Raw genomic sequence first — 16,573 nt, 5'->3', positions numbered from 1 at the left:
GTCGACGATCCATCTACCAGGAGCTTCACTATTTCCCCCGCAACGACACGCCCACCCGGCCCCTCACCTGCACAGACCAGGATGAAAAAGGCTCAATCGAAGGTTCGATTTCAATTGGAAATTGCGGCAGAACGAATCGGCAACGGGGACCTGGGGCACTGGCCAAGGCAGGGGCGCGTGGGTGAGGATCTTGCCTCGTGCGCTGCGTCCTGGTGATCAACCCTGCTGCCGGTGGTGGACTCTCCGCGACGGTGGTCGGCGAACTCGTCGGCCACCTTCGCGGCGTCTGCGACGTGAAGACGGTGCTCGCCGCCGATGCCCGCGGCACCGCCGACGCCGCGAAGCGGGCGGTGGCCGACGGCGCCGATGTGCTCGCGGTGGTGGGCGGCGACGGCGTCGCGCACCTGGCGGTGCAGGCCTGCGCGGAGTCGGCGACGGCGTTGGCCCTGATCCCGGCCGGGACCGGCAACGACCTGGCCCGCGGGCTCGGCGTGCCGCGCGACCCGGTCGCGGCGGCGCGGGCGGTGGCGGAGGCGTTGCGAGCGGGCGAGCGGCGCCGCATCGATCTCGGCAAGGTCGCGGGCGGCGGCTGGTTCGCGACGGTGCTGTGCGCCGGATTCGACTCGCGGGTCAACGCGCGGGCGAACCGGATGCGCTGGCCGCGCGGACAGCGCCGGTACGACCTGGCGGTGGTGCGCGAGCTGCTGGGCCTCCGGCCGATGCCGCTGCGGGTGGAGACCGACGCGGGCACGACGGAGCTGATCGCCACGCTCGTCGCGGTCGGCAACACCGCCTGCTACGGCGGCGGCATCCCGGTCTGCCCGGACGCCGACGCGCGCGACGGGCTCCTCGACCTGACGGTGGTCGGTGAGGTCACCCGGCGCGACCTGGTGCGGATCCTGCCGTCGCTGCGGACCGGGCGGCACGTCGAGCACCCGGCGGTGTTCACGCTGCGGGCGCAGCGCGTGCGGCTGGGCGGCGAGAACGGCTGGATGGCCTACGCGGACGGAGAACCGCAGGCCCGCCTGCCGCTGAGCATGCGCTGCGTCCCCGGCGCGCTGGAGGTGGTGGGTTCGTGAGCGCCGAACCGGGCTGGGACGCGGTTGTGCACTCACGACCGTGAGGGCTGAGACGGCGGTCGGTGTGATGTGAAAGTCTGGGGGTGTGGCTGCCAGCCGTTCCAACCCCACCAAGCTGTCCCCGGCCGACGCCTTCACGGCGCACACCCGCCGCAGCGCGCATCCCGCGCTAGCGGAGTTCGCCGGGGGGATGTCCTTCGAACTCGACCCGTTCCAGAACACCGCCTGCCAGGCCCTGGAGGCCGGGCGCGGCGTCCTGGTGTGCGCGCCCACCGGCGCCGGCAAGACCGTGGTCGGCGAGTTCGCCGTGCACCTCGCGCTCAAGGAGGGCCGGAAGTGCTTCTACACCACGCCGATCAAGGCGCTGTCCAACCAGAAGTACGCCGACCTGTGCGAGCGGCACGGTAGCGACGCGGTCGGGCTGCTGACCGGCGACACCTCGATCAACGGCGAGGCGCAGGTGGTCGTGATGACCACCGAGGTGCTGCGCAACATGCTCTACGCGGGTTCCCGCAGCCTCGACCAGCTCGGTTATGTCGTGATGGACGAGGTGCACTACCTCGCCGACCGCTTCCGCGGCGCGGTGTGGGAGGAAGTGATCCTGCACCTGCCGGAGTACGTGCAGGTCGCGAGCCTGTCGGCGACGGTGAGCAACGCCGAGGAGTTCGGCGAGTGGCTGCAGGAGGTGCGCGGCGACACGACGGTGGTCGTCGACGAGCACCGGCCGGTGCCGCTGTGGCAGCACATGCAGGTCGGCTCCCGGATGTTCGACCTCTTCGGCGGCGAGACCGCGGACCGGGAACTGCAGATCAACCCGAACCTGCTGCGGCACACCCAGCAGCTCGCTCGCGTGCACCTGCCCTACGGCGGCCGGCGCGGCGGGCCGAACGCCAAGCGCAAGGGCCCGCGCCCGCCCCGGTTCTCCCCACCGTCGCGGGTGGAGACGCTGACCAGCCTGGACGCGGCCGGGCTGCTGCCCGCGATCGTGTTCATCTTCAGCCGCAACGGCTGCGACCAGGCCGTCGCCCAGTGCATGCGGTCGGGCCTGCGGCTGACCACCGAAGCGGAGATCGACGAGATCCGCGAGGTGATCGACGAGCACACCACCAACCTGCCGGAGAGCGACCTGGCGGTGCTGGGCTTCTGGGAGTGGCGGGAGGCGCTGGAGCGCGGGCTGGCCGCGCACCACGCGGGGCTGCTGCCGGCGTTCAAGGAGACCGTCGAGGAGCTGTTCGTCCGCGGCCTGGTCAAGGCCGTGTTCGCCACCGAGACGCTGGCGCTGGGCATCAACATGCCCGCCCGCACGGTGGTGCTGGAGCGGCTGGTGAAGTTCAACGGCGAATCGCACGTGGACCTCAGCCCCGGCGAGTACACGCAGCTCACCGGCCGGGCCGGGCGGCGCGGCATCGACATCGAGGGCCACGCGGTGGTCGTCTGGCAGCCGGGCGTCGACCCGAAGCAGGTCGCCGGGCTGGCCTCCACCCGCACGTACCCGCTGCGCTCGTCGTTCCGGCCCGGCTACAACATGGCCGTCAACCTCGTGCAGCGCGTCGGTCAGGACGCCGCGCGGGAACTGCTGGAGCAGTCGTTCGCGCAGTTCCAGGCCGACCGGTCGGTGGTCGGGCTGTCGCGGCGCGTGGACCGCAACAGCGAGGCGCTCACCGGCTACGCCGAGGCGATGCACTGCCACCTGGGCGACTTCGAGGAGTACTTCGAGCTGCGCCGCCGCATTTCCGAGCGGGAGAAGCACCTGGCCAGGCAGAACCGGCAGTCGCGGCGCGCGGAGGCGGCCAAGTCGCTGGAGAAGCTGCGCAAGGGCGACGTCATCTCGGTGCCCGCCGGGCGCCGAGCGGGGCTCGCGGTGGTGATCGACCCGGGGCTGGAGCCGATGGGCGAGCCGCGGCCGCTGGTGGTCACCGAGGACCGCTGGTCGGGGCGGCTGTCGGTCGCCGACTTCACCTCGCCGGTGGAGCCGCTGGGCAAGATGAAGCTGCCGAAGCACGTCGACACCCGCTCGCCGAGGTCGCGGCGGGATCTGGCGTCCTCGCTGCGCAACACCGGCCTCGAGGCCTCCGGCGGGCGCGGCAGGCGGCGTTCCGACGCGACCGACGACGCGGAGCTGGCGACGCTGCGGCGGGCGCTGAAGGCGCACCCGTGCCACGGCTGCGACGAGCGCGAGAGCCACGCCCGGTGGGCCGAGCGCCACGAGCGGCTGCGCGGTGAGAACGAGAACCTGCGTCGCAAGGTCGCCGCGACCACGCACTCGCTGGCCCGGTCCTTCGACCGGATCGTCGCGCTGCTGACCGAACGGGACTACCTGCCGGTGGCGGGCTCGTCGGAGGGTCAGGTCACCCAGCACGGGCGGCGACTGTCCCGGCTCTACAGCGAGTCGGACCTGCTGGCCGCCGAGTGCCTGCGGGTCGGGACGTGGCGCGGGCTGGGCCCGGCCGAGCTGGCGGCCGTGGTGTCGTCGCTGGTCTACGAGTCGCGGCGGGAGGGGCTGGCGCCGCAGGTGCCGTCCGGCCCGGTCAGCGACGCGCTGGCCGCCACCTGGCGGCTGTGGGCGGAGCTGGAGGACGACGAGCGGCGGCACAAGCTGGACCGCACGCGCGAGCCGGACGCCGGTTTCGCCTGGCCGGTGTTCCGCTGGGCGCGCGGCGAGTCGTTGGAGAAGGTGCTCACCGCCGCCGAGTCCAGCGGGCACGAGCTGTCGGCGGGCGACTTCGTGCGCTGGTGCCGCCAGGTCATCGACCTGCTCGATCAGGTCCGCGAGGTCGTCGGCGTGGCGGACCCGGTGGGTTCGGCGGCGGCGAAGGCGGTCACCGCGATCCGGCGCGGTGTGGTCGCCGCCGGCGCGGTGTGACGTAACGGCCGCCCGGCCGATTCGGGCGGCCGGTCGGTTGTGGTTGGATTTCCTGGCGTCGGGAACGTCGGTCAGGTGAAGAATCGTCCGGAGGTTATAGATGTCGTCCCCTTACGGTCCGCCGGGGGGCTATCCCCAGTGGGGGCAGCAACCCCAGGGCCCTGGGATGCAGCCGGCGGCGCCGGGCTATCCGCAGCCGGGTGGTTTCGCGCCGCAGCAGGCGCCGCAACCACCACGACCACCGCAGGCGCCGCCGCCGCAGCAGCAGTACGGCTACGGCCAGCCGTACCCGCCCGGCGGCGCCCAGTTCCCGCAACAGGGCGGCTTCGGCCATTTCGACGAGTTCGGGCCGAAGAAGAAGAAGCGTTCGGCGCTGCCGTGGGTGTTCGCCGGCATCATCGCGGTGATCCTCGTCCTCGTGGTGCTGGTCCTCGGCTTCATCACGCCGGGCTGGTTCGTGAAGCCGGTCTTCGACTCGGCCAGCGTCGAGAAGGGTGTTTCGCAGACGCTGCGGAGTTCCTACGGCATGACCGGGGTCGGCCAGGTCAGCTGCCCCGCCGGGCAGCGGGTGGCCGTCGGGCACCGCTTCGACTGCAAGGTCACCGTCGATTCGCAGCCCAAGACCGTGACCGTGACGGTGAAGAACGAGAAGGGCGTCTACGAGGTCGGCCACCCCAGGTGAAAATCGGTCGACCCGGGGGGATCCGACCGGGAAGATCGTGGGCGTGACCGGTCATGAAGTGCGGCCCCTGGCCGAATCGGAGTTCCGCGAAGCCCACGATCTGTTCCGCCGCGCCCTGCTGTGGCGCCCGTCGAAGGACGAGGAGTGGGAGCGGAACTCCGGGCGCCACGAGCCGGGGCGCGTGCTGGGCGCGTTCGTCGACGGCGCGCTTGCCGGCACGGCGATGGCGACGACGAACGTCGTCACGGTGCCCGGCGGGAGACGGCTGCCGGTCGGCGCGGTGACCGGGGTCGGCGTTCGCGCCGACCAGACCCGGCGCGGACTGCTCACGTCGTTGATGCGGGAGCAGCTCGAAGACGCGCGGCGGCGCGGCGAGGCGGTGGCGATGCTGCACGCCACGGAAGCGGTGATCTACGAGCGGTACGGCTACGGCGTGGTCAGCCGCAGCCGCACGGTGGAACTCGACCGCCGCCGGGCGGCGCTGCGGCCGGGCGCGCCGGTCGGCGGCCGGGTGCGGCTGCTGGACCGGGACGAGGCGGCGCCGATCCTGCCTGCGATCTACCAGCGCTGCGCCCAGGACCGGCCGGGGCAGATCGGCCGGGACGACGCGTGGTGGGCGGGGCAGCGGTCGTGGCTCGGCGAGGGCGTCCTGGTCGCGGTGCACACCGATAGCGACGGGCTGGACGACGGGTTCGCCCTGTACGAGGCGAAGAACGCCGACGACGTCCACACGCTGCAGGTCTACGACCTGAAGTCGGCGAACGCGACCGCAGCGGTCCAGCTGTGGCGGTTCCTGCTCGGCGTCGACCTCGTGGACCGGGTGGTGGGCCGCCACCGGCCGCTGGACGAGCCGCTGGAGTGGTGGCTGGCGGATCGTCGCCAGTGCCGGGTCACCAGCGTCGACGACGACCTGTGGCTGCGCCTGGTGGACGTGCTCGAAGCGTTGCGGGCGCGGGCCTTCGGCCCGGCCGATCCGGTGGTGATCGAGGTCCGGGACGAGTTCCTGCCGCACAACGACGGCGCTTACCGGGTCGGCCCGGACGGCGTGGACCGGTGCTCCGGCGAACCCCAGCTCGTCCTGGACGTTGCGGCGCTCGCGGCGCTGTACCTGGGCGACCAGAAGGCGTCGGGACTGGTGGCGGCCGGCCGGATCGAGGCACGTGACCCGGCGGCGGTCGCCGCGGCGGACCGGCTGTTCGCCGCGGTCGAAACGCCTTGGTGCGGCACCAGTTTCTGACCGCGCGCGGCGCGTTCGGCTTGAAAATATGTAGACCGAGTGTCATATTTTCTGCGTGAGGAAAGGTGCGCAGACGAAGCAGCAGATGCTCGACACCGCGATGGAGCTGTTCCGGCGGCAGGGCTACCACGCCACCGGCGTCAACCAGGTGCTCGCCGAGGCCGAGGCGCCGCGGGGCTCGCTGTACTTCCACTTCCCGGGCGGCAAGCAGCAGCTCGCTGCCGAGGCCGTCGAGGCGTCCGGCCGGCAGGTGGCCGAGCTGCTGGCCGCGGCGCTGGCGGAGGCGAGCGGGCCGCGCGAAGCCGTGGCGGCGATGATGGCGCACTTCGCGCAGGCGCTGGAGGAATCGGACTTCAGCAGGGGATGCCCGGTGGCCACCGTGGCGCTGGAGGCGAGCGCGGACAGCCCGGACGTCAGGTCGGCGTGCGACGGCGCGTACGGGACCTGGCTGGTGGGTCTGGCGGCGGCGTTCACCGGCTGGGGGATTCCGGCGGCGCGGGCCGAGGGGCTCGCGGTCATCGCGCTGTCGATGCTCGAAGGTGCGCTGCTGCTCTGCAAGGTCCAGCGGGACGTCGCGGCGCTGCGGACGGTGGGCGACCAGCTGGCCGACCTGCTGGAGGGCGTTCGCGCGGAGCGGGCGTGATGCTCGCGACCGCACACCGGGATCAGATCGACGTGTTCTGCGCGCACGACCCGATCGAGTTCGAGCGGCACCTCCGGCAGAACTCCACAGTGGACTCAAGATGGCGAAGGGCGTCTTCTCCCTGCTGTGCAAGGGGAAGGCGCCCTTCGGTCGTTGAACCTATGCGGTGAGCGCGGCGATGAGACGGTCGATGCTCGCGCCCAGGCCCCAGGTCTGCTGGAGCGCGCGCAGCCGGTCGGTGTCCGCAGGGGGCTGGGGGAGCGCGTCGTCCGCGCGGTCCACGACCACCGGGGCGTCGCGCGCCACCCGGACCACCGACGGGGCCGCCGCGAGGTAGTCGGCGGCGTCCGCGAGCTTGCCGCGGACTCGCGGCGTCAGGCGGGAGTCGCCGCCGTCGGCCGCCGCCAGCAGCGCTTCGAGCGAGCCGAACTGGGTGATCAGCTTCGCCGCCGTCTTCTCGCCGATGCCCGCCACCCCGGGCAGCCCGTCCGACGGATCTCCGCGCAGCACCGCCATTTCCGCGTAGTCGTCCCCCGCTCGGCCGGCCGACAGGGCGTACTTCTCGGCGAGCTCCGCGGGACCGTAGTCCTGCGCCTTCGCCAGACCCGCGCCGACGTAGATCACCCGCACCGAGGTGGGCCGGTCGCGCACCAGCTGGAACAGGTCCCGGTCGCCGGTGACGACCTCCACCGCGTCCTTCTCCTCGCGATCGGCGAGCGCGCCGATGACGTCGTCGGCCTCGTAGCCCTCCGCCTCGGCGGTGGCGATGCCCGCCGCGTCGAGCACTTCGAGGATCACCGGGACCTGCGGGGACAGCGAATCCGGGACCTCTTCGGCGCCGGGATCGTCCTCGGCGACGCGGTGCGCCTTGTAGGACGGCAGGGCGTCGACCCGGAACTGCGGCCGCCAGTCGTTGTCCAGGCAGGCCACCAGCCGGGACGGGCGCCGGTCGGTGATCAGCTTGGCGAGCATGTCGCAGAATCCGCGCACCGAGTTCACCGGCGTGCCGTCGGGCGCGGTCAGCGAGTCCGGCAGGGCGTAGTACGAGCGGAACCACAACCCGGCCGAATCGACGAGCATCAGGGGACCAGTCACAGTGGCCCAGCTTGTCACGTCGTCGTCGGCGGATGTGCGCGACCTGCCGGGTGCGACCCGCGGATGTGCGCGCGCACCTCCGTCGCCAAAGGGGCCAGGACGGCACCCGGCAACGCGCGGGATCAGCGGAAGTCGGCGGCGTGGTCGGCCGCCCACTGCGCGAAGGTGCGGGCCGGGCGGCCGGTGACCTGCTCGACGGTCGGCAGGACCGGGTCCGGGCGGTCGACCGACTCGGCCCAGTAGCCGAGCAGCATGTCGACCACGTCCTCGGGCATGAACTCGGCCAGCTCCGCGCGTTCCTGCTCGGCGGTCACCGCCTCGAACGGGATGTCCCGGCCGATCGCCTCGCCGATGGTGCGCACCTGGTCGGCGATGGAGATCGCGGCCGGGCCGCTGAGCTCGTACTTCGCGCCGGCGTGGCCGTCTTCGAGCAGCGCGGTCGCGGCCACCGCGGCGATGTCGGCCTCGTGGACCGGCGCCTGCGTGGCGCCGCCGTGCGCCGAGCGGACCGCGGTCCCCGCCTGGATGGCGCCCGCCCAGATCAGCGAGTTGCCCGCGAATGCGCCCGGCCGGACAGCGGTGCATTCGATGCCGGAATCCTCCACCGCGCGTTCGACCGCGCGGTGCCAGGTGTGGCTATCGGCGTTGTGCGCGCGCTTGTTCTCCGCCGCCGCGGACGCCGACGACAGCACGACTATCCGCCGCACTCCGGCGCTTTTCGCCAATTCCGCGAAATCCGCCGCGCCGTCGTGCGGGAAGAGGTACGCGCGCTCGACGCCGTCCAGCGCCGCCGCCAGCGTCCCCGGCTCACCGAGGTCCCCGCGGACCACCTCCACATCCGGGGAAAACCCTGCGGTGCCGGGATTCCTGGTCATGATCCGCACCCGTTCGCCCGCGCCGCGCAGGTGCTCGACGACGTGCCTGCCGACGCTGCCGGTCGCACCGGTCACCAGAAAGGTCATGGCTGCTCCACGTGGTTTGCGTGCCCGTTCGGCACAAATAGAATCCACTTCTCGGTGGCGCACGCAAACTACACCACGAATCGCCAATGGGGGAAATTTGACAGATCCCGGAATTGCTGCTCTGTGACAATATCTATTCGATCGGATAGTGCTATTCGTCTTTGTCAAGTGAATTGGAGCGGAAATGGGGCATCGAGCTGGAGTGAACGGCCTGTTCGTGCCGTCTAATGGCGTGAACAGGCCGTTCACCGCAAACCGTCAGCCCCGTTCGAGGCTGCGGCCGGCCCGGCTACGCGCCTCGGCCGGGCCCGGTGCCGCGACGGCCTGCCGGGCGGCCTCCTGCCAGTCGGGCAGGCTGCGTTCGGCCAGCGTGGCGCCCACGGTCGCCAGCGCTGCGGCCGTCATCGACAAGCTGCTGACGCCGAGGCCGACCAGCACGCCGGCCAGCAGCGGGTCCGCCGCCGCTTCGCCGCACACGCCGACCGGCTTGCCGCGCTCCCGGCCCGCCCGGCCGAGCCCGGCGATCAGGCGCAACAACGCCGGCTGCCACGGGTCGTTCAAGGCGGCCAGCGCGCCGGTCATGCGGTCCGCCGCGCACGTGTACTGCGCCAGGTCGTTGGTTCCGATGCTGACGAAGTCCACGACGTCCAGGATCTCGTCGGCGCAGAGCGCGGCGGCGGGCGTTTCGACCATGACGCCGACCCGCTCGACGCCCGCGCCCCGGGCGCGCTCGGCGAACCACGCCGCCTCGCCCGCGGTCGCGACCATCGGCGCCATCACCGACACCACCGCCCCGGTTTCGGCGGCCGCGGCGACGATGGCGGTGAGCTGCCGGTCCAGCAGCTCGGGCCGGTCGAAGGCGACCCGGAGGCCCCGCACCCCGAGCGCGGGGTTGGGTTCGCCGGCGATGTCGAGGAACGGCAAGGGTTTGTCCGCCCCGGCGTCCAGGGTGCGAACCACGACCGGCTTGCCCGCGAACGGCCGCAGCGCGGCGGCGTACGCCTGCCGCTGGGTTTCGGCGTCGGGTTCGACCGCGGCGTCCAGGAAGCAGAACTCGGTGCGGAACAGGCCCGATCCTTCGGCGCCCGCCTCGGCGCCGGCCCGGGCGTCGGCGGCGGAACCGATGTTGGCCAGGAGCTTGACCAGGTGCCCGTCGGCGGTGCTGCCGGAGCCGTTCCACCGCTTGCCGGCGCGGTCGGCCGACTGGGGCGCGACGGCGTGCTCCAACAAGTCGACGGTGCCCGCCGCGCCGTCCACGCGCGCCCCCGCCGCCGTCACCGCGAGCACGCCGCGCACGGCGACCACGGCCGGAATTCCCAGTGCCCGCGAAAGAATCGCGGTGTGGCTGGTCGGGCCGCCCTCCTCGGTCACCAGTGCCAGCACGAGGCCGGGATCGAGATCGGCGGTGTCGGCCGGGGCCAGATCGCGGGCCACCAGCACCGCCGGACCGGTCAGCTCGGGCACGCCCGGCGGGGCGGTGCCGGTGAGCTCGGCGACCAGCCGGTCGCGGACGTCGTGCACGTCCCGCACCCGCTCGGCGAGGTATCCGCCGGAGGCCGCCAGCAGCTCCGCGAACTCCCCGGCCGCCTCGAACACCGCGCGCGGCGCGGGCAGGCCCCGCTGCGCGACCGCCTTCTCGGCGTTGCCGAGCAGCGCCGGGTCGGCGGCCATCGCGGCGGTCATCTCCAGCACCGCCCGCGCTTCGCCCGTCGCGGCCTCCGACCGGGCGAGCAGTCGCTGCGCCACCGCTTCTGCGGCCGGGCGGATCCGCGCCGCCTCGGCCGCCGGATCGGCAGGCGCCGGACCGGGCGCCGGATCGGGCAACCGGTCATGAACCCACAGGACCGGGCCTGCCGCCTCGCCGGGGCTGACCCCGACCCCCTGCAGCGTGGACATCGGCCACTCCCATCGTGCTGGAGGTTTCCCTCGCGTTCTCGAAGCCTTGACAATATGGCAACAAGAGGCACAATCAGGCAACACCAAACATTAACCGGAGGACAACGGGCATGTACGGGGCGGAGCGCCAGCAGCTCCTGGCGCAGCGGGCACGACGCGACGGGCGCATCGACGTCACGGCCGCGGCGGCCGAGTTCGAGGTGGCACCCGAGACCATTCGTCGCGACCTCGCCGCGCTCGAACGCCAAGGCATGGTGCGGCGCGTCTACGGCGGCGCGATCCCGGTCGAGCGGCTCGACTTCGAACCCGGCGTCTCGCTGCGCGACCAGACCAACGCGGGGGAGAAGGAACGCATCGCGCGGGCGGCGCTGGACCGCGTGCCCAGCCGCGGCACGGTGCTGTTCGACGCGGGCACCACGACCGCGCGGCTGGCCGGCCTGCTGCCCGCCGACCGCGAGCTCACCGTCGTCACCAACTCGCTGCCGGTGGCCAACCAGCTCGCCACCCGCAACAACTACAACCTGCACCTGCTCGGCGGCCGGATCCGCGGCACCACGCTGGCGACGGTGGAGTCCTGGGCGCTCGACGTGCTGCGCGGCCTGACCATCGACGTCGGCTTCTTCGGCACCAACGGCTTCTCGGCCGCCCGCGGCTGCACCACCCCGCATCCGGCGGAATCCGCGGTCAAGGCGGCGATGGTGCGCGCCTGCCGCAAGCGGGTGCTGCTGGCCGACCACAGCAAGTACGGCGACGACCAGTTCAGCCGGTTCGCCGAGCTGTCCGAGATCGACGTCGTGGTGACCGACGAGGGCCTCGACGAGGCGGCGCTCGACGAGCTGAAGCAGATCGAAGCGGAAGTGGTGCTGGCGTGATCGTGACCGTGACGCCGAACCCGAGCCTGGACCGCACGGTCCAGGTGGACCGGCTGGTGCCCGGTGCGGTGCACCGCACCCTCCGGACGCGCCTGGACCCGGGCGGCAAGGGCGTGAACGTGGCCCGCGCGCTGGCCGCGGCGGAGGTGCCGACGCTGGCCGTGCTGCCCTCCGGCGGCGCGGTGGGCGCGCAGCTGGCCGAGCTGCTGGCGCCGGAGGCGGTGCCGGTGGTGGAGGTGCCGATGCAGGCCCCGACCCGCAGCAACATCGCGGTGGTGGAAGCCGACGGCACCACGAGCAAGTTCAACGAGCCCGGCCCGGAACTCACGCCGGCCGAGGTCGGGGCGCTGGAGCGCGCCGCCGCCGAGCAGGCCGGCCGGGCGGACTGGGTGGTGACCTGCGGCAGCCTGCCCGCCGGTTGCCCGGACGACCTGCACGCCCGGATCGCCGCCGCCGCGCGCGGCGCCGGGGCGCGAGTCGCCGTCGACACCTCGGGACATCCCCTCGAACTGGCCTGTCAGGCCGCGCCTGACCTGGTCAAACCCAATCTCGTCGAACTCGAGGAGCTGGCCGGTGGCCCGCTGCGCGACCTCGGCGACGTGCTGGACGTCGCGCACCGGCTGCGGGCCGGCGGCGTGGCGACCGTGCTGGTGAGCCTCGGGCAGCTGGGTGCGGTGCTGGTCGCGGAGACCGGCACCTGGCATGCCACGAGCACCGCGACCGAGGTGCGCAGCACCGTCGGCGCGGGCGACGCGATGCTCGCCGGATTCCTGCGGGCGGGCGGCATCGGGCCGGTCGCCCTGCGCACCGCCGTCGCCTACGGGACGGCGGCGGTCGGGCTGGCGGGCAGCCGGATGCCCGGGCCGGACGACGTCCACCCGCTGCGGGTGCGGATGGATGCAGTGGACAAGACAGTGAGCCTCAGCGGAGTGGCGGCATGACTACTGAACTGATCACCTCGGACCTCGTCGAACTGGACCTGGCGGGCACCGACCGGCGGGCCGTCGTGCGCGACCTCGCCGAGCGGCTCGTCGCCGCCGGCCGCGTCACGGACATCGACCGGTTCCTGACCGACATCGAAGCCCGCGAACAGCAGATGCCGACCGGGCTGGAGGGCGGCATCGGCATCCCGCACTGCCGCTCGTCGGCGGTGACCGCGCCGACGCTGGCCTTCGGCCGCAGCGCCGCCGGCGTCGACTTCGGCGCCGAAGACGGCCCGGCGAAGCTGATCTTCCTCATCGCCGCGCCGGAAGGCGGCGGCTCCGACCACATGACCGTGCTCGCCGCGCTGGCCCGGCGCCTGGTGCGCGCCGAGTTCAAGCAGACGCTGCTGGACGCCACCGACGCGGCCGAGCTCGCGAAGTACGTGCGCGAGGAGGTCGCGCCGTGAAGTACGTAGCCGTCACCGCCTGCCCGACCGGCATCGCGCACACCTACATGGCGGCCGAGGCCCTGGAGCAGGCCGCCAAGGCCGCCGGGGACGAGATGCTGGTCGAGACCCAGGGCTCGGCGGGCTCGACGCCGCTGGCGGCGGCGGACATCGCCGCGGCCGACGCGGTGATCTTCGCCGCCGACGTGGGGGTCCGGGACCGGGAGCGCTTCGCGGGCAAGCCGGTCGTCGAGGTCTCCGTGAAGCAGGCCATCAACGACGCGGCGGGCCTGCTGACCCAGGCCGCCGACGCCGCACAGCAGGAACCGGCCGCCGAGCCGGAAGCCGCTGCCGCCGAGCCGGAACTGGCCAGCAAGGTCGTCGCGGGCGCCGGTTTCGGCACCCGGCTGCGGCAGTGGCTGATGACCGGCGTGAGCTACATGATCCCGTTCGTGGCCGCCGGCGGTCTGCTGATCGCGCTGAGCTTCGCGCTCGGCGGCTACCAGATCACCGACGCGCCGCCGGTCACCGAGGTCTTCGACCCGGCGAGCCTGCTCAGCTGGGCGGCGCTGGCGAACCAGATCGGCACGACGGCGTTCGAGTTCCTGGTGCCGGTGCTGGCCGGGTTCATCGCCTTCGCCATCGCCGACCGGCCCGCGATCGCCCCCGGCTTCGTCGGCGGCGCGGTGGCCGTGACCGTCGGCGCGGGCTTCCTCGGCGGCCTCGTCGCCGGCCTGCTGGCCGGTGCCGTGATCGCCGGGCTGAAGCAGGTGAAGGTGCCGCGCGGGATCGCCGGGATCATGCCGGTGGTGGTGTTGCCGCTGCTGGGCTCGCTGGTGGTCGGCGGGCTGATGTTCGTGGTGCTCGGCAAGCCGATCGCGCTGGCCATGACGGCGCTCACCGGCTGGCTCACCGGCCTGTCCGGCGCCAACGCGGCGCTGCTGGGCGCCCTGCTCGGCGCGATGATCGCCTTCGACATGGGCGGGCCGATCAACAAGGTCGCCTACACCTTCGCCGTCGGCGGCCTGAGCATCGGCACGACGGCGTCGCTGGAGATCATGGCCGCCGTGATGGCCGCGGGCATGGTCCCGCCGCTGTCGCTGGCCCTTGCCTCGGCGGTGCGCGGCAAGCTGTTCAGCCCGGCCGAGCGGGCCAGCGGCCGCGCCGCCTGGCTGCTCGGCGCGTCGTTCATCACCGAGGGCGCGATCCCGTTCGCGGCGGGCGACCCGCTGCGGGTGATCCCGTCCATCGTGCTCGGCTCGGCGACCACGGGCGCGCTGTCGATGACCTTCGGCGCCACGCTGCGCGCCCCGCACGGCGGGATCTTCGTGACGCCGCTGGTGGGCAATCCGCTGATGTACCTGGCCGCGATCGTCATCGGCGTCGTGGTCGCGGCGGCGGCGGTGCTTTTCGCCAAGCAGCTCGGCCGCCGGGACGCCGAAGAACCCGCTCCCGAGGCCGCGTCCGCCGTCCCGGCCTGACCCCTGTCGTGAGCGGTTTTGGTCGCCATAGCAGCCATTTCCGCTCACGACCGCGAACCAACCCCGGATCCGGAGAGGAACCGCAATGCAACGTCGAGTCCGCATCGCCGCCTCGGTCGGCCTGCACGCCCGTCCCGCCGCGCTGCTCGCCAAGGCCGCGGCGGCGCAGGCCACGCCCGTCACGATCGCCAAGGTCGTCGACGGCGTGGCCGGTGACCCGGTCGACGCGAGCAGCATGCTCGGCCTGATGTCGCTGGGCGCCCAGCACGGCGAGGAAGTCGAGCTCTCGGGCGACGAGACAGCCCTGGACGAGCTCGTCGCCCTGCTCGAACAGGACCTGGACAAGGCCCCGGCCTGAGGCGCCGGCTTCCGCCGCTCACGACCCCGTTTCGTGCCAGTTTCAATTGAGCCTTCTTAATCCTGGTCGGCCCGCAGCCGCGGACCGCAAAGCCGCACGTCGATGAGGTGTCGCATGCGCCGCAGGCGCATAGCCCACCTACGGCACCGGCACCGCCGCGGGTTCTCAGCGTTCGCCTGGCGAGGACGGCCCCTCCGCCGTGTATTGGCATACATCAGAGGGGCACCCACAGTCCAGGCGAACGCTGAGGTTCCGCTACCGCACCGCCACCCAAAACGAGTTGGAAAAACCTCATTGAAACTGGGGACTGACGTGCCGGGCGCCGATCGGCCGGGGCTCCCGCCGGTGGCGTGAACTGGACCGGCCGGGCGTCGGGTCGCCGCCCCGGGATTAGGCTTGGGAGCTATGGCCACCGTCTCGATCAAGCAGGATCCATCCGTGCTCGCGGCCCGCCTCACCAAGGCCGCCGAAACCGCAGCCGCGGCGAAACTCGACGCGCTGCTGATCTCGCCCGGTTCCGATCTGCGCTACCTCCTCGGCGCGGGCGGTGAGTCGCACGAGCGGCTGACCTGCCTGGTGCTCCCGGCCGACGGCCGGCCCGCGCTGGTCGTGCCGAAGCTGGAGGAGCCCGGCTTCGCCGGCATCCCGCTGGCGGAGCTCGGCATCGAGGTCGTGACCTGGATCGACGGTCAGGACCCGCATGCGATGGTGGCCGACCTGGCCCGTCGCGGCGGCGCGCCGTCCCGGCTGGCCGTCGCCGACGTGATGCCCGCGCTGCACACCATCCCGCTGCGCGCCGCCCTGCCCGACGCCGAGCAGGTGCTGGCCGGGGCCGTGCTGCGCGAGCTCCGGATGCGCAAGGACGCCGCCGAGATCGAGGCGCTGCGCAAGGCCGGGGCCGCCATCGACCGGGTGCACGCCCGGATGGCGGAGTTCCTCAAGGCGGGCCGGACCGAGGCCGAGGTCGGGGCGGACATCTCCGCCGCGATCATCGAAGAGGGCCACACCGAGGTGGCGTTCGTCATCGTCGGCTCGGGGCCGAACGGCGCCAGCCCGCACCACGACGTGTCGGACCGGGTGATCGAGCGCGGCGACGTGGTCGTCGTCGACATCGGCGGCCCGATCGCGGAGGGCTACAACTCCGACTGCACCCGCACCTACAGCGTGGGCGAGCCCGCCCAGGCGGACGTCCGCGAGACCTACGCCGTGCTGGAGGCCGCGCAGCGCGCCGCCGTCGAGGCGGTGCGGCCGGGCGCGACCGCCGAGTCGATCGACGCCGCGGCCCGCGAGCCGATCGCCGCCGCCGGGTTCGGCGAGTACTTCGTGCACCGCACCGGGCACGGCATCGGCCTGGACGTGCACGAGGAGCCCTACATCGTCGGCGGCAACGCCGCGCCGCTGGAGCCGGGCATCGCCTTCAGCGTCGAGCCGGGCATCTACCTGCCGGGTCGCTGGGGCGCGCGTATCGAGGACATCGTCATCGTCACCGAGGACGGCGTGGAGAGCGTGAACAACCAGCCGCACGAGTTGGTGGTGCTGCCGGCGTGAGCGAAAGATCCGCAACCCCGGGCGGGCTGGAGGCCACCGACCGCGCCATCCTGCGCGAGCTGGCGCGGGACGGCCGGTGCAGCTTCACCGACTTGGCCGAGCGCGTCGGGCTGAGCGTTTCCGCGGTGCACCAACGGGTTCGCCGGCTGGAGCAGCGCGGCGCCCTGCAGGGCTACACGGCCAAAGTGGACGGTGACCAGATCGGGTTGCCGCTGACCGCGTTCATCTCGCTGACGCCGATCGACCCGGCCGCGCCGGACGACTACCCGCAGCGCCTGGAGCACCTGCCGGAGATCGAGTCGTGCTACTCGGTGGCGGGCGACGAGTCCTACATCCTGCAGGTGCGGGTGACCTCGCCGCTGGGGCTGGAAGAACTGCTGCGGCAGATCCGGGAGGCCGCGAAGGTGTCGACCCGGACGACGGTGGTCCTGTCGACCCCGTTCGAGCACCGCCCCCCGGCGATCTGACGGCCACGAACCCGAAAGGTC

The 16,573-nt window shown here is 72.8% G+C and carries 15 protein-coding genes; 12 read left to right on the top strand and 3 right to left on the bottom strand.

Annotated features, from left to right (window positions below; all coding sequences use genetic code 11):
• Window positions 1-197: 197 nt before the first annotated feature.
• The 5 genes from AC07EQ_RS10455 to AC07EQ_RS10435 all read left to right on the top strand — a co-directional run bounded on the left by AC07EQ_RS10455 (window position 198) and on the right by AC07EQ_RS10435 (window position 6,504).
• Window positions 198-1,079, top strand: a complete 882-nt coding sequence (locus AC07EQ_RS10455) for a diacylglycerol/lipid kinase family protein (RefSeq protein ID WP_478387726.1) — start codon at window positions 198-200, stop codon at window positions 1,077-1,079.
• An 85-nt stretch (window positions 1,080-1,164) separates the two neighbouring features.
• Window positions 1,165-3,942, top strand: coding sequence for a DEAD/DEAH box helicase (locus AC07EQ_RS10450; protein WP_478387725.1), 2,778 nt, complete (start codon window positions 1,165-1,167; stop codon window positions 3,940-3,942).
• A 100-nt stretch (window positions 3,943-4,042) separates the two neighbouring features.
• Window positions 4,043-4,624, top strand: coding sequence for a DUF4333 domain-containing protein (locus AC07EQ_RS10445; protein ID WP_478387724.1), 582 nt, complete (start codon window positions 4,043-4,045; stop codon window positions 4,622-4,624).
• Window positions 4,625-4,667: 43 nt separating this feature from the next.
• Window positions 4,668-5,861 carry a GNAT family N-acetyltransferase gene (locus AC07EQ_RS10440; RefSeq protein ID WP_478387723.1) on the top strand — a complete coding sequence of 398 codons (1,194 nt, stop codon included), beginning with the start codon at window positions 4,668-4,670 and terminating at the stop codon, window positions 5,859-5,861.
• A gap of 55 nt (window positions 5,862-5,916) precedes the next feature.
• Window positions 5,917-6,504 carry a TetR/AcrR family transcriptional regulator gene (locus AC07EQ_RS10435; RefSeq protein WP_478387722.1) on the top strand — a complete coding sequence of 196 codons (588 nt, stop codon included), beginning with the start codon at window positions 5,917-5,919 and terminating at the stop codon, window positions 6,502-6,504.
• A 159-nt stretch (window positions 6,505-6,663) separates the two neighbouring features.
• Here AC07EQ_RS10435 and AC07EQ_RS10430 read toward each other — a convergent pair whose 3' ends face one another.
• From AC07EQ_RS10430 to AC07EQ_RS10420, 3 genes are all read right to left on the bottom strand, one after another.
• On the bottom strand, window positions 6,664-7,584 hold the full coding sequence (locus AC07EQ_RS10430; protein ID WP_478387741.1) for a 5'-3' exonuclease: 921 nt from the start codon (window positions 7,582-7,584) through the stop codon (window positions 6,664-6,666).
• Between the two features lie 137 nt (window positions 7,585-7,721).
• Window positions 7,722-8,561 carry an NAD(P)H-binding protein gene (locus AC07EQ_RS10425; protein ID WP_478387721.1) on the bottom strand — a complete coding sequence of 280 codons (840 nt, stop codon included), beginning with the start codon at window positions 8,559-8,561 and terminating at the stop codon, window positions 7,722-7,724.
• A 258-nt stretch (window positions 8,562-8,819) separates the two neighbouring features.
• Complete coding sequence (locus AC07EQ_RS10420) at window positions 8,820-10,457, bottom strand: phosphoenolpyruvate--protein phosphotransferase (RefSeq protein WP_478387720.1); 1,638 nt, start codon at window positions 10,455-10,457, stop codon at window positions 8,820-8,822.
• 110 nt (window positions 10,458-10,567) lie between these two features.
• On the opposite strand from AC07EQ_RS10420, the gene AC07EQ_RS10415 reads away from it, so the two are divergent.
• The 7 genes from AC07EQ_RS10415 (at window position 10,568) to AC07EQ_RS10385 (ending at window position 16,552) form a co-directional block, all read left to right on the top strand.
• A complete protein-coding gene (locus AC07EQ_RS10415; RefSeq protein ID WP_478387719.1) occupies window positions 10,568-11,329 on the top strand; it encodes a DeoR/GlpR family DNA-binding transcription regulator in 762 nt (253 codons plus the stop codon).
• The gene (gene pfkB / locus AC07EQ_RS10410) at window positions 11,326-12,270 is read left to right on the top strand and encodes a 1-phosphofructokinase (RefSeq protein ID WP_478387718.1); all 945 of its coding nucleotides are present in this window, start codon (window positions 11,326-11,328) and stop codon (window positions 12,268-12,270) included. The genes AC07EQ_RS10415 and pfkB overlap by 4 nt, the downstream gene beginning before the upstream one ends.
• A complete protein-coding gene (locus AC07EQ_RS10405) occupies window positions 12,267-12,719 on the top strand; it encodes a PTS sugar transporter subunit IIA (protein WP_478387717.1) in 453 nt (150 codons plus the stop codon). Before pfkB ends, AC07EQ_RS10405 begins: the two co-directional genes overlap by 4 nt.
• Complete coding sequence (locus tag AC07EQ_RS10400) at window positions 12,716-14,179, top strand: PTS fructose transporter subunit IIC (protein ID WP_478387716.1); 1,464 nt, start codon at window positions 12,716-12,718, stop codon at window positions 14,177-14,179. Before AC07EQ_RS10405 ends, AC07EQ_RS10400 begins: the two co-directional genes overlap by 4 nt.
• An 85-nt stretch (window positions 14,180-14,264) precedes the next feature.
• Window positions 14,265-14,537 carry an HPr family phosphocarrier protein gene (locus tag AC07EQ_RS10395; protein ID WP_478387715.1) on the top strand — a complete coding sequence of 91 codons (273 nt, stop codon included), beginning with the start codon at window positions 14,265-14,267 and terminating at the stop codon, window positions 14,535-14,537.
• 405 nt (window positions 14,538-14,942) lie between these two features.
• Window positions 14,943-16,085, top strand: a complete 1,143-nt coding sequence (locus AC07EQ_RS10390; RefSeq protein WP_478387714.1) for a M24 family metallopeptidase — start codon at window positions 14,943-14,945, stop codon at window positions 16,083-16,085.
• Window positions 16,082-16,552 (top strand): Lrp/AsnC family transcriptional regulator, encoded by a 471-nt coding sequence (locus tag AC07EQ_RS10385; protein ID WP_358571221.1) that lies wholly within the window; start codon window positions 16,082-16,084, stop codon window positions 16,550-16,552. The genes AC07EQ_RS10390 and AC07EQ_RS10385 overlap by 4 nt, the downstream gene beginning before the upstream one ends.
• Window positions 16,553-16,573 lie beyond the last annotated feature (21 nt).

It is taken from the genome of Saccharopolyspora sp. NPDC045839, from assembly GCF_056431645.1.
The sequence above is the reverse complement of the archived record's forward strand: the minus strand, read 5'-3'. Positions and strand labels throughout refer to the sequence as shown.

Coding starts and splice junctions, on each gene's coding strand:
- AC07EQ_RS10445 (WP_478387724.1), top strand. CDS start 4,043: ATGTCGTCCCCTTACGGTCCGCCGGGGGGCTATCCCCAGTGGGGGCAG.
- AC07EQ_RS10430 (WP_478387741.1), bottom strand. CDS start 7,584: ATGCTCGTCGATTCGGCCGGGTTGTGGTTCCGCTCGTACTACGCCCTG.
- AC07EQ_RS10425 (WP_478387721.1), bottom strand. CDS start 8,561: ATGACCTTTCTGGTGACCGGTGCGACCGGCAGCGTCGGCAGGCACGTC.
- AC07EQ_RS10420 (WP_478387720.1), bottom strand. CDS start 10,457: ATGTCCACGCTGCAGGGGGTCGGGGTCAGCCCCGGCGAGGCGGCAGGC.
- AC07EQ_RS10415 (WP_478387719.1), top strand. CDS start 10,568: ATGTACGGGGCGGAGCGCCAGCAGCTCCTGGCGCAGCGGGCACGACGC.
- AC07EQ_RS10405 (WP_478387717.1), top strand. CDS start 12,267: ATGACTACTGAACTGATCACCTCGGACCTCGTCGAACTGGACCTGGCG.
- AC07EQ_RS10395 (WP_478387715.1), top strand. CDS start 14,265: ATGCAACGTCGAGTCCGCATCGCCGCCTCGGTCGGCCTGCACGCCCGT.
- AC07EQ_RS10390 (WP_478387714.1), top strand. CDS start 14,943: ATGGCCACCGTCTCGATCAAGCAGGATCCATCCGTGCTCGCGGCCCGC.